Source organism: Streptomyces sp. NPDC001002 (assembly GCF_053599215.1).
Window position 1 is genome coordinate 24,736 of record NZ_JBSFLV010000061.1, and the last position, 20,150, is coordinate 44,885.

The following is a 20,150-nucleotide window of genomic DNA, read 5'->3' on the forward strand; positions in this document are numbered from 1 at the left end:
CGCCGCCAAGGGGGTTCTCGTCCATGGCTCGCCAACTGCGCCCCGAGGGGCTCGACTTCGTCGAGACCGCGCCCGTACGTCTCGTCTTCGCCCGGGAGCTCTCCGCCCCTCCCGAGGTGGTGCACCGCGCCCTCGCCGAGGACGTGCCGGGGTGGGCGGAGTGGTTCCCGGGCGTGAAGCGGGCCCGGCTGCTCGGCGACGGCACCCGGCGCGAGGTGTGGCTCAACGGTGGCGGGCACTTCGAGGAGACGATCATCGCGTCGAAGGAGCCGGAGGTGTACGCCTACCGCGTCGACGCGGGCAACATGCCGGGGCTGCGGGCCCTGGTCGAGGAGTGGCGGCTGCTGCCGTCCGGCACCGGTACGCGCGCGCAGTGGACCTTCGCCGCGGACGGGTCCGCTCCGCTCCGGCGGATCCTCAAGGGGTCGCGGTCGGGCCTCGGACGCGCTTTCCGGGGCGCGGTCACCTCATTGGACCGACGACTCTCCGCCTAGGCCCTCGGCGGGCCAGACGCCCGTCTTCAGGAGCGAGTCGATCGCGGTCGCGTACGGCTCGATGTCCATGCCCTGCTCGGCCAGCCACGCGTCCGAGTAGTACTTGTCCAGGTAGCGGTCGCCCGGGTCGCACAGCAGCGTCACCACGCTCCCCTGCCGGCCCTCGGCCACCATCTCGGCGACGATCTTCAGCGCGCTCCACAGTCCGGTGCCGGTCGAGCCGCCCGCCTTGCGGCCGATGGCCCGCTCCAGGGCACGCACGGCGGCGACGCTGGCCGCGTCCGGGACCTTCATCATCCGGTCGATCGCGCCCGGCACGAAGCTCGGCTCCATCCGGGGGCGGCCGATGCCCTCGATGCGGGAGCCGCAGTCGCAGGTGACGTCCGGATCGCCGGTGGTCCAGCCCTCGAAGAAACAGGAGTTCTCCGGGTCGGCCACACAGATGCGGGTGTCGCGCTGGGTGTAGTGGACGTACCGCGCGATGGTCGCGGAGGTGCCGCCCGTGCCGGCCGTGGCCACGATCCACGCGGGGTCCGGGAACCGCTCCAACTCCAGCTGGCGGAACATGGATTCGGCGATGTTGTTGTTGCCGCGCCAGTCCGTGGCCCGCTCCGCGTAGGTGAACTGGTCCATGTAGTGGCCGCCGGTCTCGGCCGCGAGGCGGGCCGACTCCTCGTACATTTTGCGCGAGTCGTCCACGAAGTGGCACCGCCCGCCGTGGAATTCGATGAGACGGCACTTCTCGGCGCTCGTCGTGCGGGGCATGACGGCGATGAAGGGGACACCGATCAGTCCGGCGAAGTACGCCTCGGAGACGGCTGTCGAGCCGCTGGACGCCTCGATCACCGGGCGGCCCGGCCGGATCCAGCCGTTGCACAGTCCGTAGAGGAAGAGCGAGCGGGCGAGGCGGTGCTTGAGGCTGCCGGTGGGGTGGGTCGACTCGTCCTTCAGGTACAGGTCGATGCCCCACTGTTCGGGCAGCGGGAAGCGGAGCAGGTGGGTGTCGGCCGAGCGGTTGGCATCCGCCTGGACCTTGCGGACGGCCTCTTTCAGCCAGGCGCGGTAGGCGGCGTCGCTGTGGTCGACGTCGAGGGTCACGCCGGTCCGGGTCTGCTGTGGGGTGGTCACGGCGGGGGCTCCTTCTGCTTCGCGCCGACGGCGCCTCGCGCGGCCGACACACCGATCATATGCACCTTCCGCACGCTTCTCACCTGCATAAACACTCCTTTGGGCAGCCCAAAGGCAGCCCTGGGGCGGGGCGGCACCCACCACGGCACTCATCACGGGGCGCATTCGCGCGAGTGCTCCGGGTGCCGGGCTCGCGGTGCCCGTGCGTACTGGTGCTCGACGCCGGGCACGGGCAGACTTCACCGCAGGGGGCGCACACTGGATCACGAGACGAGCTGGATCACCGGACCGGCCGGATCAAGACCCGTGCGGGGTCACGGTCCGGCGCACCGGACGCACACGAGGGGGCGGAGCGGCATGGCGGAGCCCGAGTTCACGGCCAAGGGCGTGGGGATAGGGAAGCGGCTGCGTTCGCTCACCCGGGCCGGACAGGTCCGGATCAGCGACGGCCGGCTGGAGTTGCTCACCAGCTACGGCAGCGAGATCGACAGCGCGCCGGTGCAGGCGGTACGCGCCTCCAAGCCGTGGTTCGCGCCGGACGACCGGGCGCTCGCGGACCTCAACGGCAAGCGGTACCTGCTGACCCTCGGCGATCACGACCCCGCGCCCGGCGAACCGGGGCCGCCCGCGGCCCGCCGGTTCATCGAGGCCGTGCGCAAGGCCGCGCGGCGCGGCGGCTGACCGGTTCGACGGACAGCCGACCGACCTCCGTAGGGCGGGTGGCCCATCGCGAGTTGCGGTACCGCACCCCCTGCGTCACGCTGGTCTCACGTCACTCTGGGTTTACCGGCGATAACGCTGCGAACCAGCCCGCCGGACACGACAGCAGGCGGCCGTTTTTGCCGGGGCCCCTGCTGGATCCGAACTCCGTGTTCTTCCGGACCTTCTCAGTCGGGGAGTCGCAGCCGTGATCAGTCACCCAAGCAGGCACTGCACGGTGGAGCTCCATGCCCTGCCGTCGCGGATCGGCCAGGTCCGCAGAATCGTATCGGCGCAGTTGCGCTACTGGCATCTGGATCCCTTGATAGACCACGCCGCGCTCGGCGTGACGGAGCTGTTGACCAACGTCCACCGGCACGCGCAGCCCGACAAGCTGTGCACGGTGGAGATCGAGCTGCTGCTCGACCGGCTCACGGTCTCCGTGCACGACCACGACCCCCGACTCCCCGAGGTACGGGACGTGGACCCCTCCTCCACCAGCGGGCGCGGGCTCGCCATGGTGGCCGCGGTGAGCGAGAGCTGGGGGGTGCGGGCGGACGGCGAGTCGGGCAAGGTCGTCTGGTTCACCCTGCCCGCGGCGCAGCCGCCGCCCGCCACACCTGCGCGTATGCCGAGGCGGCTGACCGAGAAGCCGTCCCAGCGCTTCGCGGACGTCGAACACGGGGTCGATGTCCGTCGGGCGGCACACGCTGCCGCTCGGTCCGCTGTCGCGGGGTGAGCGGAGGAGCCGGTCGCTCCTCCGCTCATCCTGTGGGCACGCTCGGGCTCGCCCGCCCCCCGGCAGGCTCTCCCGGGCTCTCCCACTCACCCGGCAGGTCCTCCCGGGCTGTCCCGCTCACCCGGCAAGCCCTCCCTGGCTCCCCCGCTCCCTCACTCCGTGGCGATCGCCCGTAGTACGTCCAGGCGGGCCGCCCGTCGCGCCGGGCGCCAGCCTGCCAGGGCGCCGGCCGCCAGGCCCACCAGGGCCACGATCAGCAGTTGCACGGGCGGGATCGCGAAGGCGAAGCTGCTGTCGCTCGCGCCGTCCGAGGCCTTGACCAGGACCCAGCCGAGGAAGCCGCCGAGTGCGAGGCCGCCGACCGTGCCGAAGGCCGCCACGAGGACCGACTCCCAGCGGACCATGGCCCGCAGTTGGGACCGGGTCTGCCCGACGGCGCGCAACAGGCCCAGTTCGCGGGTGCGTTCGTGGATCGCCAGGGTCAGTGTGTTGGCGATGCCCAGGAGCGCGATGAGGACCGCGAGGGCCAGCAGCGCGTAGACCAGGGTGAGCATCATGTCGATGCCGCCGGCCGAGGACTGCGCGTACTCGCCGCGGGTCTGCACCTCCGGGTTGCCGTAGGCGTCCGCGACCTTCTGCACGGCCGCCTTGCCCGCCGCCGTGCTCACGCCGTCCTTGAAGGAGACCGCGACCAGGGTGTCGGAGTCCTGGGTGCGGTGCGGGGCCCAGGCGGCACGGGTGATGACGTAGTCGCCCGCGAGCTCCGACCGGCCGTAGACCGCGCGGACCGTGAAGGTCTCCTTCTTGCCGTCGGTGAAAGCGAGTTGGGCCTTGTCACCGGTGGTGAGGTGCTGCTTCTCGGCCTCGCTCCTGGTGATGGCGATGCCGTCGGTGCCGAGGTCGCTCATCGAGCCGTCGACCCGGCCGAGGTCGAAGGTGCGTTGCAGGGCGGTCGGGTCGGCGACCGTCAACGCCCTTCCCTTGCCGTCGACTTCGGCGACCCCGCGGCCCAGACCCACGGCCGTGTCGACCTCGGGCAGTTGCTGGACGGCTCCGGCGAGCCGGGGGCTGAGTCCGCTGCCGCCGGCGCCGAACGAGGGTGTGCTCACGGCCACGTCGCCGGCGAAGGAACGGGACACGGTCTGGTCCATGGTGGCCTTGAGCGAGGCCCCGAAGACGGTGAACAGCGCGACCACAGCCACGCCGATCATCAGGGCGCTCGCGGTCGCGGCCGTCCGCTTGGGGCTGCGCAGCGCGTTGCGCCGGGCGAGTCCGCCGGTGACCCCGCGCAGCTTTTCCAGGGGGCCGCCCAGGATGCGCACGGCCGTCGAGGAGGCGACCGGGCCGAGGACCACGAAGGCGACCAGGGCCAGTACGGCGCCAAGTCCCGCCAGCCAGAGGGACGGTGAGATCAGTACGCCGGTGAGGGTCGCGGCGACGGCGAGGGCACCCAGGACCGCTCCGGTGACCGCCCGCGTGCGGGAGGCGCCGGAGGAGTCGACGGCGGTCTCGCGCAGGGCCGCCAGCGGGGCGGTGCGTCCGGCGCGGGCGGCGGGCAGGAGCGCGGAGCCCAGGCAGACCACGATGCCCACGGCGAGCGGCAGCGCCATGGACAGCGCGCTGATCACCAAGTCGCCCTTGGGGAACGGGAATCCGATCGCCGGGAACAGCGCCTGCAGCCCGGCCGCGATACCGATGCCACCCGCCAGACCGGCGAGGGAGGCGGTCACGGCCACGACGGTCGCCTCGACCAGGGTGGAGGCGGTGACCTGGCGGCGCGAAGCACCCAGAGCGCGCAACAGGGCGTTCTCGCGGGTGCGTTGGGCGACGACGATCGCGAAGGTGTTGTGGATGGAGAAGGTCGCGACGAGCAGGGCGATGCCGGAGAAGACCAGCAGGAAGGTGGTGAAGATGCTAAGGAACTGGCTGGAGATCATGTCGGTGTTCTCCTGCGCCGACTCCTGACCGGTGATGGCCTCAACGCCCTTCGGCAGTACGGGAGTCAGCCGGTCCACGAGTTCCTTCTCGCTCACTCCGGGACCGGCCCGCACCTGGATGCTCGACGCCTCGCCGGGCCTGGCCGTGAGGTACTTCTCGGCGTCGGCGCGGGTCATGCCGGTGAACGTCACCTGGGCCATGCCGTCCTCGCCGCCGAAGGTCGCGAGGCCGACGATCCTCACCTGGACCGGGTCCGGGGTGCGCAGCGTGGTCGTGTCGCCGATCTTCAGGTCGCCCTTGTCGGCGGCACCTCGGTTGACGACGACCTCGCCGGACTTCAACGGGGCACGCCCTTCGGCGAGTTGGTACGGGTTGAGCTTCGGGTCGGCGATCCAGTTGCCGGCGAGGGTGGGCGGGCCCTGGCCGCCGATGGGCTTGCCGTTCCTGCCGACCAGCTGGCCGGCGCCCTGGATCTCGGGCTCGGCGGAGGCGACACCCGGAACCTTCGCGAGGGTGTCGGCGAGGTCCGTGGCGACCGGCTGGCGTACGCCCTGGCTCTCGCCCGGTGTGGTGATGGCGTCGGCGCTGCGGACGACGGCGTCCGTGCCGCTGGTCGCGTTGCCGAACATGGTGTCGAAGCTGGCGCGCAGGGTGTCGCCCATGACGAGGGTGCCGGCCAGGAAGGCGACACCGAGGCACACGGCGAGGAAGGTGCCCGCGAAGCGCCGCTTGTGGGCGCGCAGGGAGGACACGCTCAGGCGGACTGAGGCGTTCATGACGGCACCTCGAAGGCTTTCATGCGGTCCAGGACCTTGTCCGCGGTCGGGGCTTCCATCCGGTCCACCAGGCGCCCGTCGGCGAGGAAGACGACCTCGTCGGCGTGGGCGGCGGCGACCGGGTCGTGGGTGACCATCACGACCGCGCGGGAGGTCTGGCGTGCGGTGCGGCCGAGCAGGCCGAGGACCTCGCCGCCCGCGCGGGAGTCGAGGTTGCCGGTCGGCTCGTCGGCGAAGACGACATCGGGCTGTCCGGCGAACGCCCGTGCCACGGCGACGCGTTGCTGCTGGCCGCCGGAGAGTTCGGAGGGCCGGTGATGGAGACGGTCGCGCAGGCCGACGACGTCGATCAGCGCGTCGAGCCACTCCGTGTCGCCCTTGCCGGCGCCCGCGAGGTCGAGGGGCAGCCTGATGTTCTCCTCGACGGTGAGCGTCGGCACCAGGTTGAAGGCCTGGAACACGAAGCCGACGCGGTCGCGGCGCAGGAGGGTGAGGCGGCGGTCGTCCAGCGTGCCCAGGTCGGTGTCGCCGATGTACGCGGCACCCGAGGTGAGCGTGTCGAGGCCGGCCGCGCAGTGCATGAGCGTGGACTTGCCGGAGCCCGAGGGCCCCATGATCGCGGTGAAGCGGCCGACCGGGAAGTCGACGCTCACCCCGTCCAGGGCCCTCACCTCGGTGTCGCCGCGGCCGTACACCTTCACGGCCTCGACGACCCGGGCGGCCGTCCGCGTGGCGGTCGCGGTGGTCATGCCGCACCGCCCTTGCCCGTCGTGCGGCCGAACTGCTCGTCCAGGACGGACAGCCGGCGCCAGTACTCGTCCTCGTCGATCTCACCGGACGCGAAGCGCCGGCCGAGCACGGCGAGCGGCGAGTCGCCCGAGGGGCGCGGGTCCTCGAACGCGCGCCACGGTCCGCGCCGGCCACGCCAGACGGTACGGCGCAGCAGGGTGACGACGCCGACCACGACGGCCGCCCAGATCAGCGGGAAGAACAGGATCCACGGGCCGGGCCCGCCGCCGTTCCAGTTCGCGAGGGTCTCCATGTCGATTCATCTCCTTTAAGAGGTTCCGGTGCCCCGACGGGGCTTCCGGTGATGTATCGAGACTGGCCGCGCGGAGGGGTCCCGGTCGTCGTACGGCCAGCGGCAGTGGGCGTACCTCCCGGGGAGTACGCGGGCCGATCGCGGCTGCTCCCGGCGGGCCGCGGAGGTCTGCCGGAAAGGTCTCGACTTCTGTAACTACTGGTATGTACAGTCGGCCCATGAGCACCTCGGAGCGACTGATCGAGTCCACCCGTGAGCTGCTGTGGGAGCGCGGTTACGTGGGCACCAGCCCCAAGGCGATCCTGGAGCGCGCGGGCGCCGGGCAGGGCAGCATGTACCACCACTTCGCGGGGAAACAGGACCTCGCCCTGGCCGCGATCCGGCGGACGGCCGAGGAGTTGCTGGCTACCGCCGAGGGAGTACTCGACGGCCCGGGGACGCCGTACGAACGGATCGAGGCGTATCTGCGCCGCGAGCGTGATGTGTTGCGCGGCTGTCCTGTCGGGCGTCTCACGATGGATCCGGACGTCATCGCCAGCGACGAGCTGCGCGCCCCGGTGGACGAGACGCTCGACCGGATCCGGGAGCGGCTCGCCGGGATCGTCGAAGAGGGCAAGGAGCAGGGGCAGTTCGCGCCCGCGCTGGACGGCGAGGCGATCGCCGCGACCGTCCTCGCGACCGTGCAGGGCGGTTACGTCCTCGCCCGCGCCTCCGGCGATCCCGCCGCCTTCGACACCGCCGTCCGAGGCCTGCTCTCCCTGCTGGCACCGCGACAGGAAGGCATCCGATGCACGCCATGCAGTACGAGTTGACCCTGCCCGCCGACTACGACATGGCCGTGATCCGCGGCCGGGTCGCCCGCGTCGGCCACCTGCTCGACGCCTGGGACGGCCTCGGCATCAAGACGTACCTCGTCCGCGAGCGCGGGGGGCACGGCTCGCCGGTCAACCAGTACGCGCCGTTCTACCTGTGGAACACCATGGAGGGCATGAACACCTTCCTCTGGGGAGGCGCCTTCCAGGGGCTCAGCAACGACTTCGGGCGACCGTCGATCCGGCAGTGGACCGGTCTGGCGTACGAGGAGGGCGGCGCCGCCGACTCACCCGCGCGGTTCGCGGTACGACGGCGTCAACCGGTGCCAGAGAGCGTGCAGTTGGTGGAGGTCATGGCGGAGGCGGTACGGGAGACGGAGCGGCTGGCCGGGGCGGACGGGGCGGTGCTCGCGGCGGCGGCCGTCGACACGGGCCGCTGGGAGCTGGTGCACTTCTCGCTCTGGGAGCACGACACGCCCAAGGCCGACGGGGATGTGTTCGAGGTGCTGCACCTGTCGGCGCCGGGACGGGGACGGTTGCCGCGCGGGCGGCAGTGGTGAGCACGGGCCGTACGGCAGCGGTGGGCACCGTCCGTACGGTGCTGGGTGATGTCGACCCGCGGAGCCTGGGCGTGTGCGACGCGCACGACCATCTGTTCCTCAGCAGCCCGCAGTTACCTGGGCAGGAGTTGAACGACGGGACCGCCGCACGGGCCGAGTTGGAGGCCTTCCGCGCGGCCGGCGGGTCGGCTGTCGTCCAGTGGACGCCGTACGGCATGGGGCGGCGGGTCGCCGATCTGCCTCAACTGTCCCGTGCCGCCGGGGTGCACGTCGTCTGTGCGACGGGGCTGCATCAGGCCGCGCACTACGCACCGGAGGTGCTGGATGCGGTGCGTGGGAAGCTGGCCGACCTCTTCGTCTCCGAACTCACCGAGGGAATCGGCACGTTGGGGGTGCGGGCGGGGCTGATCAAGGTGGCCGGCGGGTTCCACGGGCTCGACGCGCATGCCCGTTGGACCATGACCGCCGCGGCCGAGGCGCAGCTCGCGACCGGCGCGCCCATCGCCGTGCACCTGGAACTGGGCACGGGCGCGCTCGACGTACTCGACCTGCTCTGCGGGGAGTTGGGCGTGCCGGCTCATCGGGTGATCCTCGGCCATCTCAACCGGTCCCCCGACCTCGTGATCCACCGTCAGGCCGCCGAGTCGGGCTGCTGGTTGGCCTTCGACGGGCCGTCCCGCACCAACCACGCCACCGACTGGCGCATGCCGGACGCCGTACGGGCCCTCGCGGAGGCCGGGTTCGGCCATCGGTTGCTGCTCGGTGGGGACACGGTTGTCGCGGGGGCGCGGTCGGTCGACGGTGGGCCGGGGATGCCGTATCTGCTGCGGCGGGTACGGCCGCGGCTCGCGCTGGACCTGGGTGAGGAGTTGACGGACCGCATCCTCACCGAGAATCCTGCCTCCGCCTTCGCCGTCGAGTGGCGTTGAGCGCGTGCAACTCGCGGCTCCCCCGGTCGAGTTCAGATGAGGTCGACCGGGATGCGATGGTCGGGGGAGCCGTCCTTGGCCAGGATCCAGAGGGCGTCGGCGACCGCGTGGTAGAGAACGAGGCCGGAGTCGTCCTGGACGTCGGCGGCTGTCCAGACCAGTCCCCCGTGGACGACCGAGCGACGCGAGAAGACGTCGATCGCGCGCTCGATCTCCGGCTCGGCAACTCGGGTGGCGACGGCGGACATGTAGACGCCCTGGCCGGTGCCGATCGGGACCGAGGAGTCGAACACCACGATGCCCACCTCGGGGCGTACCGCGATGTTGCGGGAGTGGGTGGCCTGCGTCGAGGAGACCCAGACGAACTCCCGGCAGTCCGCGTGGGCGAAGTAGACGGGCGTGCTCCAGGGCCGTCCGTCCTGGTCGGCGGTGGCGAGGACCATGTACCGGTTGGCTTCGACGATGCCGCGCGCGATCTCCGCGGGCGTTGCGGTGGCGGCCATGTCAGCTACTCCTGCGGTAGGTGAGCGCGAAGTCGTGCTCGTAGTCGGCCGAGGCGTCCTTCGTGATCTCCCAGGCGCCGCTGATGGTGTTGCCGTCGGCACTGAACCGCCCGGTGAACCGCTGCCGGAACGACAGCGGCGTGAAGTCCGCTGTCTCCCGCACGAGTTGCCACAGCCCGTCGACGAAGGTCATCGCGTAGACGCGTACGACCCCGCGGCTGTCGAAGTAGTGCTGTGTGTAGCCGCCGGTGTCCGCGTCGACCGCGATGACGGACATGGTGTCCGGTGCCTCCGGGAGCGGCACTTCGGTGCGCTGGACGAGGAATCGTCCGTCCAGGGTCCACTCGAACACGCTGCGGCCCGGGGGCACCGTCCGGCCGGGGAAGTCGGCGCGCAACTCCCACTCGCCGACCAGGATGTCCAACCGTGCCAGAGCCTCCTGGCGTGCCGGTTCGCTCACCGTGCACACCTCCCTCTCCTCGATCACGTCGATCGTCACTGCTATGACCGGGGCAGCGAGCGAAACTCATCGGCACCGGTGGAGAGGGAGGTGTCCGGGACCGAATGCCTACGCCACGGAGATGTCCACCGACGGCCGCAGCTTTGCCGCCGCCGACAGGGCCTCGTGGGCCGGGTGGGTGTCGAAGGCCGTCAACAGGGCCTTGTCGGCCGGGAGTTCGGCCGCCGGGTAGGCGATCTGCTCGAAGGCCGCCTGGAAGCGGGGGCTCCAGCGGCGGGTGCCGAGGCGGGCCGTGCGGGAGCAGTTGTCGACCATGTAGGCCACGTTCCGTGCGTGCATGTAGGGCAGCAGGGAGTCGACGGCCTCGATGACGGACTCGTTGACGATCTCCGACCAGGGGTGGCCGCGTTCGGCGAACTCGTCGATCTGGGCCGTCATCGTGGCGACGAACACGCCCGCGGTGAACGGGTCGACGGGCACGTCGTGTTCGGCACGGCGGGCGTGCACCTCGTCGCTCACCGACCACATCGGGGAGCCGCCGATCACACTCATCGGACGGCTGCCGAGCCGCCGCTCGGCGAGGATGACGCTGCGCAGTTCGGTGCCGTCGGCGACCTCGTCGTAGATCTCCGCGACGATCTCGCGCGCCGGACCGTAGGTGGCCGTGTACGCGCGGTCGAAGACGTCACGGCCGGCCGCGTCGAGGTTCTCGCGCACGGCTCGGAGTCCCTCGTGCGAGATGGTGCGCGCGATCGGCCCGGTGATGTTCTCGCAGGAGCGTTCGTACGCGGTGACCGGGTCGTCCCCGGCCAGCCGCCAGCGCGTGTAGAGGCTCTCGACGATGCCGTGGACGGCGCCGGCCAGGATGGCGCGTTCGCCGACGATGTCGGAGCGGTACTCGCTGTCCAGGGTGGTACGGAAGGTGTACGGCGAGCCGAGCGCGACCGACCAGCCGAGCGCGAGGTCCGTGGCGCGTCCGTCGGGGTCGGCGTGCACCGCGAAGCTGCTGTTGATGCCGGCGCCGTTGATCTCCTCGCCCTGCCGGTACAGCCTGCGCACCGAGTCCCCCATGCCCTTGGGGCAGACGCCGATCACGCCGTGTCCGGGCGGGAACTCCCCACCCGTCTCCCGGAGATGGCCGACCAGGAAGCCGTGCGAGAGACCGATCACGGCCTCGGGCTTGAGGACCGCGAAGATCTCCTCGTGGTGCGCGGCGAGTGCCGCGTCGGCGATCAGCAGGATGACGAGGTCGCTGTCGGCGGCCACGGCGAGCCAGTCGCCGAGCGTGCCGTCCTCCTCGGAGAAGCCGTTGGCCCGCGCGTCGGCGGACGAGGCGGAGCCCGGGCGCAGTCCGACGGCCACCTGGATGTCCGTGCCGGCCAGCGAGTCCCTGAGGTTGAGGGCCTGGGCGCGGCCCTGCGGACCCCAGCCGAGGACGCCGACGCGGCGGACCCCGGCGAAGGCCTGCGGGAGCAGCGGGAAGAGGTGCCGTCCGCCCCGCAGGACGGTCTCGGTGCCGCCGGGCACATCCATCGTTTCGAGGGGGAAGACGTGGGAGGTGTACGTGGTCGAGGTCATGGTCGAGTTGTAGGCTCCGGGCAGGCATTGCGGCAAGCGCAACTTGTGCAGCGCGCTGTTGCGTGAAGTGAAACGGCGAGGTCAGCGAATGCGGGACGATCATCGGGAGTTGCGGCTCTTCCTGCATCTGGCGCAGTCCCTGAACTTCGGGCGCACGAGCCTCGACTGCCATGTCAGCCCGGCCACGCTCACGCGCACGGTGCAGCGGCTGGAAGCGGACCTCGGGCATCGGCTGTTCGAGCGTGGACCGCGCGGGGTGTCGCTGACCGCCGAGGGTCACCGGTATCGCGAATACGCCGTCCAGGCACTGGAGTTGTGGCGCACCTACCGCGAGGAGCATCCCGCGCCGGCCGAACTCACCGGCCGGCTCGCGGTGTTCGCGACGGTGACCGCCTGCCAGGCGCTGCTGCCCGACCTGTTGGCGCCCTTCCGGGCCGCCCACCCGCAGGTCCGGCTCGATCTGCGCACCGGCGACGCCGCGGCCGCGCTGGCCCGGCTGGACGAGGGCGAGGTGGACGCGGCCGTCGCGGGGATTCCGGCGCGGCTGCCGGAGGCGCTGGTGAGCCGCACGGTGGCGGTGACCGAGCTGGTCCTCGTCACGGCCCGGGACCGGCCGGACCCCGGTCTCGACGGGCCCTTCGTCCTCCCCCACCGCGGCCTGGTGCGCGACGCGGCCGACCGGTGGTTCCGGGCCCGCGGCAGAACGCCCGAGGTGGCGTGCGAGCCGGACGGCCACGAGGGGCTGCTGACCCTGGTCGCGCTGGGCTGCGGCACGGGCGTGGTCCCCAGGCTCGTACTCGATCACAGTGCGGTGCGCGACCGGCTCACAGTACTGCCCGCCGATCCGGCGCCGGAGCCGTTCCCGATCGGGCTGTGCGTCCGGCGGGCGGATCTGCGGCGGCCTACGGTGGCGGCGCTGTGGATGCCGGTGCCGGTGTCGTTGCGCCGGTGACTGTGCGCCGTCTGCCCCGCGCCGGTGACGTTGCGCCGGTGACGGTCGGCGCCTCAGCGTCGGTGACCGCCGGCGCCCCCGCACCCGTAAGTCAGGACGTGCCCCTGCCCAGGTCGAGCCGCTCGACGCGCTCCACGTTCTGCCGGTCCTCGGCGTCCTCGCTGGCCTCTCCCGCGAACCACGCGTCGAGGATCTCCCCGAGCAGCGGCTCGGACGTCAGACGCAGGCTTAGGGCGAGCACGTTGGCATCGTTCCAGCGCCGGGCCCCGTCCGCCGTGTAGGCGTCCGTGCACAGGGCCGCCCGTACGCCCGGCACCTTGTTGGCGGCGATGGACGCGCCGGTGCCGGTCCAGCAGCAGACGACGGCCTGGTCGGCGGTTCCGGCGGCGACCTCCTGGGCGGCGGCCGAGGAACACGCGGCCCACTGCGGGTCGTCGCCCGGGGACAGCGCCCCGTGGGCCACCACCTCGTGCCCGCGCTTGCGCAGCTCCGCGACGAGGGCGCGGGCCACGGGTTCGTCCATGTCCGAGGAAACGGAGATCCGCATGCCCGCGAGCCTACGCGACGGGCCCTACGCCAGCGCTCCCAGCGGGTCGTCCAGGACCGGCTGCCAGGCCAACTCTGCCGCTCCGACAAGGCTGTTGTGGTCGAGGGTGCAGGGCAGGATCGGGACGCCGCCGCTCTGGCCCCACAGGCTGCGGTCGGCGACGACCGCGCGCAGCCGCTCGGGGTCGGCGTCCAGGAGGGTGCGGTGCAGACCGCCGAGGATGATGCGGTCGGGGTTGAGGATGTTCACCAGTCCTGCGAGGCCGAGGCCGAGGCGGTCGATGAGAGTCTCGGTGGCCGTGCGGATCGACGGGTCGTCGTAGTGGTTGCGGATCAGGTCCATGGCCTGGTGGAGGAGCGACACCACGGGGCCGGGCTCGCGGTGCGCGGCGGTGAGGAAGGCCAGCGGGTCGGCCTCGACGTCGAGGCAGCCGCGGCTGCCGCAATGGCAGGGGCGGCCCTCGGGGTTGACGGTGAGGTGGCCGACCTCCAGGGCCAGGCCCGAACTGCCCGTGTGCAGACGGCCGTCCAGTACCAGCGCGCCGCCCACGCCCCGGTGTCCGGTGGCCACGCAGAGCAGGTCCCGGGCGCCGCGGCCCGCTCCGTGCCGGTGTTCGGCGAGGGCGGCGAGGTTCACGTCGTTGCCCGCGAAGGCCGGTCCGGTGATGCCGGCGGCGTGCACGCACTCCGCGAAGATCCGGCGTACGGGCGCGCCCGCGGGCCAGGCCAGGTGCAGCGGGTTGAGGGCGAGGCCCTCCGGTTCGGCGACCGCGGACGGTACGGCGAGACCGGCGCCGACGCACCGCAGTCCCGTCTCGCGCAGCAGCCCGGCGCCGGCTTCCACGACCGAGCCGAGGACCTTGGCGGGGTCGGCGTCGACGGTCTCGCGGCCCGCGGCGGTGGCGACGATCCGGCCGCCGAGGCCGACCAGCGCGGCCCGGAACCCGTCGGCGTGCACCTGTGCGGCCAGCGCGACGGGCCCGTCGTCCGCGACGGAGAGCCGGTGCGAGGGGCGGCCCTGCGAACCGGCCGCCGCGCCGGGCCGGGCGTCCACCCGGATCAGCCCGAGCGCCTCCAACTCGGCGGCGACCGCGCCGGCCGTCGCGCGCGTCACGCCGAGCTCGGCGGTGAGCACCGCCCTGGTCGGCGCCCGCCCGGTGTGTACGAGCTCCAGCGCGGGTCCGAGCGCACCGCGCCCTCGGTCCAACCGCGCTCTCGGGGTGGTCCCTTCCCCCGCCGGCCGGGGGTCAGCCTTGCCGCTCATGAAGGCGAGTCTCCCATGATCCGCAGGTACGACGACTACCGGACGACTACAGACCGCCGACCCGGAGCGTGATGTTCAGACGCCCTGTCAGCCCCAGTTCCGCCGGCGCGGTGCCCGGGTGCACCCTGGGCACCCCGTGGTACGCGAGACGGGAAGGGCCGCCGAAGACGAACAGGTCGCCACTGCGCAGTTCGACATCCGTGTACGGCTTGGTACGGGTCTCGGGGTTGCCGAAGCGGAAGACGCAGGTGTCGCCGAGGCTCAGGGACACCACTGGGGCGTCCGACTTCTCGTCGGCATCGCGGTGCATGCCCATGCGGGCGTCGCCGTCGTAGAAGTTGATCAGGGCGATGTCGTAGGCCGCCGGAGCCTGCTGCGGTCCGAGTGCGTCGACAACGGCCCGGCGGCCCAGCTCGCCCAGCCAGGCCGGGAAGGGCTTCACCGGGGCGCCGTCACCGTCGACGGCCGTGGAGGCGTAGGCGTACGGGTACCAGTGCAGGCCGAGGCAGACCTGGCGGGCGGTCATCGTGCCCCCGCCGGGGGTGCGAACCGTGCGCAGACCGGCCGGCGGGCGGGCCCAGGTGCGGCACTCCGCCACGAGTTCGCGCTGCCGACGAGGGTCCAGCCAGTCGGGTACGTGGACCGCGCCGGGCGCGATCTCGGTGCGTTCGCGGGGGAAGAGTTCGGCCTCGTCCATGGCTCCCATCCTGCCCGAACGGGCCTGAGCTGCGGCTCCGCTAGCCTTGAGCACAATGAACGACCGTATGACGACGCCATGGGGCGAGCGCGAGCTGGCCCGTTTTCCCGAGGATCCGCGCGACCGGCTCCGTGCCTGGGACGCCTCCGACGAGTATCTGCTCAGGCATCTCGCGGAGGAGGGCATCCCCTTGTCCGGCACCGTCGTGGTCGTGGGCGACCGCTGGGGCGCCCTGGTCACCGCCCTCGCGGAGTACGAACCCGTGCAGGTCACCGACTCCTTCCTCACCCGTGAGGCGACCCGCGCCAATCTCGACCGGGCCGGCGTCGGGATCGGTGCCGTGCAGCTCCTCACCACCCAGGATCCGCCGCCTGACCGGGTCGACGTGCTGCTGGTGCGGGTGCCGAAGAGCCTGGCGCTCCTGGAGGACCAGCTGCACCGGCTGGCGCCCGGAGTGCACGCGGGCACGGTGGTCGTCGGCACGGGCATGGTGAAGGAGATCCACACCTCGACGCTGCGCCTGTTCGAGCGGATCCTCGGGCCGACCCGCACCTCCCTCGCTGACAAGAAGGCCCGCCTGATCTTCTGCACGCCGGACCCCTCGCTGCGGCGCGGGACGAACCCCTGGCCGTACAGCTACGCCCTCCCGGACGGTGTGGGCGCGGTGTCCGGGCACACCGTCGTCAACCACGCGGGCGTCTTCTGCGCCGACCGGCTCGACATCGGCACGCGCTTCTTCCTGAGCCACCTGCCCAGCGGAACCGGCGCCCGCCGCGTGGTGGACCTGGGCTGCGGGAACGGTGTCGTCGGTACGGCGGTGGCGCTCACCGATCCGGACGCCGAAGTGCTGTTCGTCGACGAGTCGTTCCAGGCCGTCGCCTCCGCGGAAGCGACGTACAAGGCGAACGGGGTGCCCGGGCACGCCGAGTTCCGGGTCGGCGACGGGCTCACGGGGGTGGCCGACGGGAGCGTGGACCTCGTACTCAACAACCCGCCGTTCCACTCGCACCAGACGACGACGGACGCGACGGCGTGGCGGATGTTCACCGGGGCGCAGCGGGTGCTCGGGGCGGGTGGCGAGCTGTGGGTGATCGGCAACCGGCACCTCGGGTACCACGCGAAGCTGCGGCGGCTGTTCGGCAACTGTGAACTTGTCGCCGGTGACGCGAAATTCGTGGTGCTGAGGGCGGTCAAGGAGTAGCCCGCGGCGGGTAAGCACCTCCGGAATTGACCGAGAATGCCTTTGCCGACTTCAGCGAGATAATGTGCCGCCAGTCGGACTGCTCAACCTTGTTTTGAAAAGGCATCGCCGCCAAGCTGCCACATTTCATAGTTCCCGCATTCCGCCGTGATCTCGGCCGCCGCCTGAGCCGCGGCGAAGAAGTCGTCGACCACCGGCGAGGTGTGCGATGCGGCCGCCGCGAGGCACACCTGGTCGGGTGCCAGTTCCGGAATGGGCACATAGCTGATGTCCGGATGTGAGTAGAACACCGTCGCCGAACGGGCCAGGAACGAGATGCCCCGGCCGGCCGCGACATGCTCCAGCGTCTCGTCCACCCCGCGCACCGGGTACCCGGCGTCGGGGTGCGGGCGCCTGGTGGGCTGGGTGCTCGGGTCGGCATGCCAGACCAGCGGTTCGCCGGCCAGGTCGGCCTCGGTGACCTTCTCCTTGCCGGCCAGCCGGTGGCCGGCGGGCAGCACCACCACCCGCGGCTCGGTGTACAGCGGGGTGACGCGCAGACCGGCCTCGTCGATAGGGAGCCGCACATAGCCGACGTCGATGCTGCCGTCGAGCAGCATCGAAGCCTGCTCGTCGCCCTCGATCCGCCGCACGTCCACGACCACGTCCGGGTGCCGGGCCTCGAACGCCCGCGTCGCCGGGCTGACCGGGATGCCGGCCCGGAAACCGACCATCAGCCGCCGGCTGCCGCGGGCGGCCACGGCCACCCGGCGGCGGACCGCGTGCGTGGAGGCGAGCAGCGGACCGGCGTCGGCCAGCAGCTGTCGGCCCGCGTCGGTCAGTGCCACGCCATGGCGATCCCTGGTGAACAGCGAGTAGCCGAGATCCTGCTCAAGGGCGCGGATCTGCCGGCTGAGCACCGGCTGCGCGATATGCAGCTCTTCGGCGGCACGGCCGAAGTGCAACCGGTCGGCCACGGCGACGAAGTAGCGCAGTTTGCGCAGGTCCAGATCCATGGCGCCTCCCGGTCCGGTGATGCTTTCAGGGTATCACCGCGAATAAAAGAGGTCTTGGACACTCAACTCAGGTCAATGGCAACCTGAATAAGTACCCGATGCGGCCGGAACGAATTCCGCAGAAAGAATTCGACGGCATCGACGAAATAGCCATTATCAACGACGGGTGGACATGACGTCCTATCCCGCTGCAGAAAGCAGGCTCACCAATGAGCAGCATCAGCATTATCGGGCTGGGGAACATGGCCGGCGCCCTGGCCGACCGGGCGCTCGCCGGAGGTAACGCCGTCGAGATCATCGGCCGCGACCCGGCCAAGGCCAAGGAATTCGCCGCCGCGCTCGACGGCGCCACGATCGGGACGACCGGCGCCGCCCCGGCCGGGGACATCGTTGTCCTCGCTGTGCCGTACGCCGGCGCGGCGGCGGTGGTGAGCGAGTACGGGGACGCACTGCGGGGCAAGGTCATCATCGACATCACCAACCCCGTCTCCCCCGACCTCCAGGGCTTTGTCACCCCCGACGGCAGTTCCGGCGCGCAGGAGATCGCCAAGGCCGCCCCCGCCGACGCGCAGGTCGTCAAGGCGTTCAACACCCTGTTCTCCCATGTCCTGGCGGCCGGTCCGGCCGAGGGCCGCCCATTGGACGTGTTCATCGCCGGCGACGACGCGCAGGCGAAGACACGTGCGTCGGCGTTCATCGTGAGCCTGGGGCTGCGCCCGCTGGACACCGGGCAGTTGGCGATGGCGCGGGCTCTGGAGAACGTCGCCCTGCTGCAGCTGGGCCTCGTCGCCCACTCCGTCGGGCACACCGACTTCTCGCTCGGCGTCAGCATTCTCGGCTGAGCGCAGCCGCACCAGCACTTCTCGCGCCAGACCAATCTCAAGGAGCAGCAGCGTGCGCGTCTTCATCACTGGCGGGACCGGCCATACCGGTTCGTACATCATCCCCGAGCTCATCGCCGCGGGACATGAAGTCACCGGCCTGGCCCGGTCGGACACGGCCGCGGCGGCGGTGTCCGCGCTCGGCGCGAAGGTGCGTCGCGGCGACCTCGATGATCTCGACGGGCTCAAGGAGGCGGCCGCGGACTCCGACGGCGTCATCCATGTCGCGCACAGGCAGGATCTGCTCCCCTCCGGCGGGATCGACGCCGTGGCCGCCGCGGAGCTTCCGATCATGCTCGCGTACGGCGAAGCACTGGCAGGGACCGGAAAGCCGCTGGTCGCGGCTGGGAGCATCGGCTCGCCCGGGAATCTGGGCCGGCCGGCCACCGAGGAGGACCCGGCCCTTCCCGGCGGCGATGAGCACAAGGGCACCCTGCGGGTTCGCAACGTCGTGGAAACCGCCGTGGTCGGCCTCGCCGAGCGGGGCGTGCGGTCTTCGGTCGTGCGGATCGCCAACATCGCGCACAGCACCACCGATCGTGCCGGCTTCCTTGTGCAGCTGATCGCGCTCGCGAAGGAGAAGGGTTTCGTCGGCTACCCCGGGGACGGCGCGAACCTGTGGAACGCCGTGCACGTCCGCGATGTCGCCTCGGTGTTCCGCCTGGCGCTGGAGAAGGGGCCGGCCGGCAGCTACTGGCACGCGGTCGGGGACGGTGCCATCCCGCTCCGCGAGATCGCCGAGGCCCTTGGCAGCCGTCTGGACCTGCCGGTCGTGAGCGTTCCCGCGGACGTACTGATGGTGCCGGGCTACTTCGGGTTCCTGGCGAACATAGTCACGCAGAGCTACCCGGCGTCCAACCTCATCACCCGCCGGACCCTCGGCTGGGAACCCGCTCAGCCCGGCCTGCTCGCCGATCTGGACAACGGCCACTACTTCTCGGCCAGTTGACGGCAGGGACCTGGTCGGCCGGTTCGTCCCCGGCCGCCTGGGGCCGGGGACGACATCCCCGTCTACGTCAGTGCCCGTGCCGCCTCTCCAGGCGGTTCAGGACGGCGGTCGCCATGACGGCCTCGCCCTTGGCGTTGGGGTGGGCCGGGGCCGCCGGGGAAGCGGGCTGCAGCGGCTCGATCCAGCGGTCCGCGGGCGCCTTGCACATGTCGTGGCCGATGGTCGGCTTGTAGGTGTCGACGTACTCCGCGCCGTTCACTGCTGCCACCAGGCGGAGCATCAGGTTGAGGCGCTTCCCGGTGTCCCGCAGGTAGGGGAAGTCCTTGGCGGCGAAGGGCGCGGAGGGGTAGCAGCCGCTGCCGTCGTCGGGCAGGAGGTCCGGGTAGCCGACGACGAGCACGCGCGCGTGGGGCGCCTTCGCGTGGATGGCCCGGAGCACCCGGGTGACCTTGGGTGCGGTGTTGAGGATGTTCAGCACCAACTGGTCGGTCCCGGACGAGGTGTAGTACTTCTGGCACGGATTGCCCGCCAGGTCCGTCGAACTCAGCTTGGCGCAGGTGCCGATGATGGTGCTGAACCCGATGTCGTTGCCGCCGATCTGGACCGTCACGAGATCGGTGTCGCGCTGGACGGCGTTGAGTTGAGGGCCGTTCGTCCCCTGCGCCTTCCACATCTCCTCGGTGGTCGCACCGCTGCAGCTCACGTCCTTGAGCACGGTCCCTCGACGGTCCGCCGCCACCAGCGAGGGGTAATTGCGGTCGGAGCGGGCGCAGTTCGCGTCCACCTGGGTCGGGATGTTCGGGCCCGCGGTGTACGAGTCGCCGAGCGCCACATACCGCGTGTGGCGGTCGTGGCCCGAACCGTGCGCCGCCGCGGGTGCCGCGGAGGCGACGACGAGCGCGCAGCCACTGACCGCCGCCGCGGCCGCCACAACCCTGCGGCGGCCGGGTGCCGTTGCGGCCGGATTCAGCTCACGCGTCATGAAGATCCCCCTGATCCGAGTCGAG

The 20,150-nt window shown here is 71.5% G+C and carries 22 protein-coding genes; 10 read left to right on the forward strand and 12 right to left on the reverse strand.

Annotated features, from left to right (window positions below; genetic code table 11):
• Positions 1-23: 23 nt before the first annotated feature.
• Complete coding sequence (locus ACWDR3_RS26165) at positions 24-494, forward strand: SRPBCC family protein (protein ID WP_450355012.1); 471 nt, start codon at positions 24-26, stop codon at positions 492-494.
• Here ACWDR3_RS26165 and ACWDR3_RS26170 read toward each other — a convergent pair.
• Complete coding sequence (locus ACWDR3_RS26170) at positions 468-1,622, reverse strand: PLP-dependent cysteine synthase family protein (RefSeq protein WP_450355013.1); 1,155 nt, start codon at positions 1,620-1,622, stop codon at positions 468-470. The genes ACWDR3_RS26165 and ACWDR3_RS26170 overlap by 27 nt on opposite strands.
• A gap of 357 nt (positions 1,623-1,979) precedes the next feature.
• Here ACWDR3_RS26170 and ACWDR3_RS26175 point away from each other — a divergent pair, with 357 nt between their 5' ends.
• Both ACWDR3_RS26175 and ACWDR3_RS26180 read left to right on the forward strand, forming a co-directional pair.
• A complete protein-coding gene (locus tag ACWDR3_RS26175; protein WP_124001147.1) occupies positions 1,980-2,303 on the forward strand; it encodes a hypothetical protein in 324 nt (107 codons plus the stop codon).
• 226 nt (positions 2,304-2,529) lie between these two features.
• A complete protein-coding gene (locus ACWDR3_RS26180) occupies positions 2,530-3,060 on the forward strand; it encodes an ATP-binding protein (protein ID WP_450355014.1) in 531 nt (176 codons plus the stop codon).
• Positions 3,061-3,212: 152 nt separating this feature from the next.
• Here ACWDR3_RS26180 and ACWDR3_RS26185 read toward each other — a convergent pair whose 3' ends face one another.
• From ACWDR3_RS26185 to ACWDR3_RS26195, 3 genes are read right to left on the reverse strand one after another with little or no spacing between them, the layout of a single operon-like run.
• Positions 3,213-5,774: an ABC transporter permease gene (locus ACWDR3_RS26185; protein ID WP_450355015.1), complete on the reverse strand. Its 2,562-nt coding sequence runs from the start codon at positions 5,772-5,774 to the stop codon at positions 3,213-3,215.
• Positions 5,771-6,523: an ABC transporter ATP-binding protein gene (locus ACWDR3_RS26190; RefSeq protein ID WP_450355016.1), complete on the reverse strand. Its 753-nt coding sequence runs from the start codon at positions 6,521-6,523 to the stop codon at positions 5,771-5,773. Before ACWDR3_RS26190 ends, ACWDR3_RS26185 begins: the two co-directional genes overlap by 4 nt.
• Positions 6,520-6,816 carry an SHOCT domain-containing protein gene (locus ACWDR3_RS26195; RefSeq protein WP_450355017.1) on the reverse strand — a complete coding sequence of 99 codons (297 nt, stop codon included), beginning with the start codon at positions 6,814-6,816 and terminating at the stop codon, positions 6,520-6,522. The genes ACWDR3_RS26190 and ACWDR3_RS26195 overlap by 4 nt, the downstream gene beginning before the upstream one ends.
• 218 nt (positions 6,817-7,034) lie before the next feature.
• Here ACWDR3_RS26195 and ACWDR3_RS26200 point away from each other — a divergent pair, with 218 nt between their 5' ends.
• From ACWDR3_RS26200 to ACWDR3_RS26210, 3 genes are read left to right on the forward strand one after another with little or no spacing between them, the layout of a single operon-like run.
• The gene (locus tag ACWDR3_RS26200) at positions 7,035-7,628 is read left to right on the forward strand and encodes a TetR/AcrR family transcriptional regulator (RefSeq protein ID WP_450355018.1); all 594 of its coding nucleotides are present in this window, start codon (positions 7,035-7,037) and stop codon (positions 7,626-7,628) included.
• Positions 7,604-8,188 carry a DUF4865 family protein gene (locus ACWDR3_RS26205; protein WP_450355019.1) on the forward strand — a complete coding sequence of 195 codons (585 nt, stop codon included), beginning with the start codon at positions 7,604-7,606 and terminating at the stop codon, positions 8,186-8,188. The genes ACWDR3_RS26200 and ACWDR3_RS26205 overlap by 25 nt, the downstream gene beginning before the upstream one ends.
• A gap of 20 nt (positions 8,189-8,208) precedes the next feature.
• On the forward strand, positions 8,209-9,117 hold the full coding sequence (locus ACWDR3_RS26210) for a phosphotriesterase family protein (RefSeq protein WP_450355041.1): 909 nt from the start codon (positions 8,209-8,211) through the stop codon (positions 9,115-9,117).
• A 32-nt stretch (positions 9,118-9,149) separates the two neighbouring features.
• Here ACWDR3_RS26210 and ACWDR3_RS26215 read toward each other — a convergent pair whose 3' ends face one another.
• The 3 genes from ACWDR3_RS26215 to ACWDR3_RS26225 form a co-directional block, all read right to left on the reverse strand.
• A complete protein-coding gene (locus ACWDR3_RS26215; RefSeq protein WP_450355020.1) occupies positions 9,150-9,620 on the reverse strand; it encodes a pyridoxamine 5'-phosphate oxidase family protein in 471 nt (156 codons plus the stop codon).
• Position 9,621: 1 nt separating this feature from the next.
• The gene (locus ACWDR3_RS26220; protein ID WP_450355021.1) at positions 9,622-10,119 is read right to left on the reverse strand and encodes a hypothetical protein; all 498 of its coding nucleotides are present in this window, start codon (positions 10,117-10,119) and stop codon (positions 9,622-9,624) included.
• Positions 10,120-10,188: 69 nt separating this feature from the next.
• A complete protein-coding gene (locus ACWDR3_RS26225; RefSeq protein WP_450355022.1) occupies positions 10,189-11,658 on the reverse strand; it encodes a ketol-acid reductoisomerase in 1,470 nt (489 codons plus the stop codon).
• Between the two features lie 88 nt (positions 11,659-11,746).
• On the opposite strand from ACWDR3_RS26225, the gene ilvY reads away from it, so the two are divergent.
• Positions 11,747-12,610 (forward strand): HTH-type transcriptional activator IlvY, encoded by an 864-nt coding sequence (gene ilvY, locus ACWDR3_RS26230; protein ID WP_450355023.1) that lies wholly within the window; start codon positions 11,747-11,749, stop codon positions 12,608-12,610.
• 91 nt (positions 12,611-12,701) lie between these two features.
• On the opposite strand, the gene ACWDR3_RS26235 is transcribed toward ilvY, so the two are convergent.
• The 3 genes from ACWDR3_RS26235 to ACWDR3_RS26245 are packed head-to-tail and all read right to left on the reverse strand — an operon-like array spanning position 12,702 to position 15,117.
• On the reverse strand, positions 12,702-13,157 hold the full coding sequence (locus ACWDR3_RS26235) for an RpiB/LacA/LacB family sugar-phosphate isomerase (RefSeq protein WP_450355024.1): 456 nt from the start codon (positions 13,155-13,157) through the stop codon (positions 12,702-12,704).
• A 24-nt stretch (positions 13,158-13,181) separates the two neighbouring features.
• Positions 13,182-14,420 carry an ROK family protein gene (locus ACWDR3_RS26240; RefSeq protein ID WP_450355025.1) on the reverse strand — a complete coding sequence of 413 codons (1,239 nt, stop codon included), beginning with the start codon at positions 14,418-14,420 and terminating at the stop codon, positions 13,182-13,184.
• Positions 14,421-14,466: 46 nt separating this feature from the next.
• Positions 14,467-15,117 (reverse strand): alpha-ketoglutarate-dependent dioxygenase AlkB family protein, encoded by a 651-nt coding sequence (locus tag ACWDR3_RS26245; protein WP_450355026.1) that lies wholly within the window; start codon positions 15,115-15,117, stop codon positions 14,467-14,469.
• Between the two features lie 67 nt (positions 15,118-15,184).
• Between ACWDR3_RS26245 and ACWDR3_RS26250 the strand changes: the two genes are divergently transcribed.
• Positions 15,185-16,318 (forward strand): methyltransferase, encoded by a 1,134-nt coding sequence (locus ACWDR3_RS26250; protein WP_450355027.1) that lies wholly within the window; start codon positions 15,185-15,187, stop codon positions 16,316-16,318.
• A gap of 83 nt (positions 16,319-16,401) precedes the next feature.
• Here ACWDR3_RS26250 and ACWDR3_RS26255 read toward each other — a convergent pair whose 3' ends face one another.
• On the reverse strand, positions 16,402-17,313 hold the full coding sequence (locus ACWDR3_RS26255) for a LysR family transcriptional regulator (RefSeq protein ID WP_450355028.1): 912 nt from the start codon (positions 17,311-17,313) through the stop codon (positions 16,402-16,404).
• Positions 17,314-17,522: 209 nt separating this feature from the next.
• Here ACWDR3_RS26255 and ACWDR3_RS26260 point away from each other — a divergent pair, with 209 nt between their 5' ends.
• Both ACWDR3_RS26260 and ACWDR3_RS26265 read left to right on the forward strand, forming a co-directional pair.
• Positions 17,523-18,155 carry an NADPH-dependent F420 reductase gene (locus tag ACWDR3_RS26260; RefSeq protein WP_450355029.1) on the forward strand — a complete coding sequence of 211 codons (633 nt, stop codon included), beginning with the start codon at positions 17,523-17,525 and terminating at the stop codon, positions 18,153-18,155.
• A 52-nt stretch (positions 18,156-18,207) separates the two neighbouring features.
• Complete coding sequence (locus ACWDR3_RS26265) at positions 18,208-19,143, forward strand: SDR family oxidoreductase (RefSeq protein ID WP_450355030.1); 936 nt, start codon at positions 18,208-18,210, stop codon at positions 19,141-19,143.
• 67 nt (positions 19,144-19,210) lie between these two features.
• Here the strand turns inward: ACWDR3_RS26265 and ACWDR3_RS26270 are convergent, their stop codons facing one another.
• Positions 19,211-20,125 (reverse strand): SGNH/GDSL hydrolase family protein, encoded by a 915-nt coding sequence (locus ACWDR3_RS26270; protein ID WP_450355031.1) that lies wholly within the window; start codon positions 20,123-20,125, stop codon positions 19,211-19,213.
• Positions 20,126-20,150: the final 25 nt, after the last annotated feature.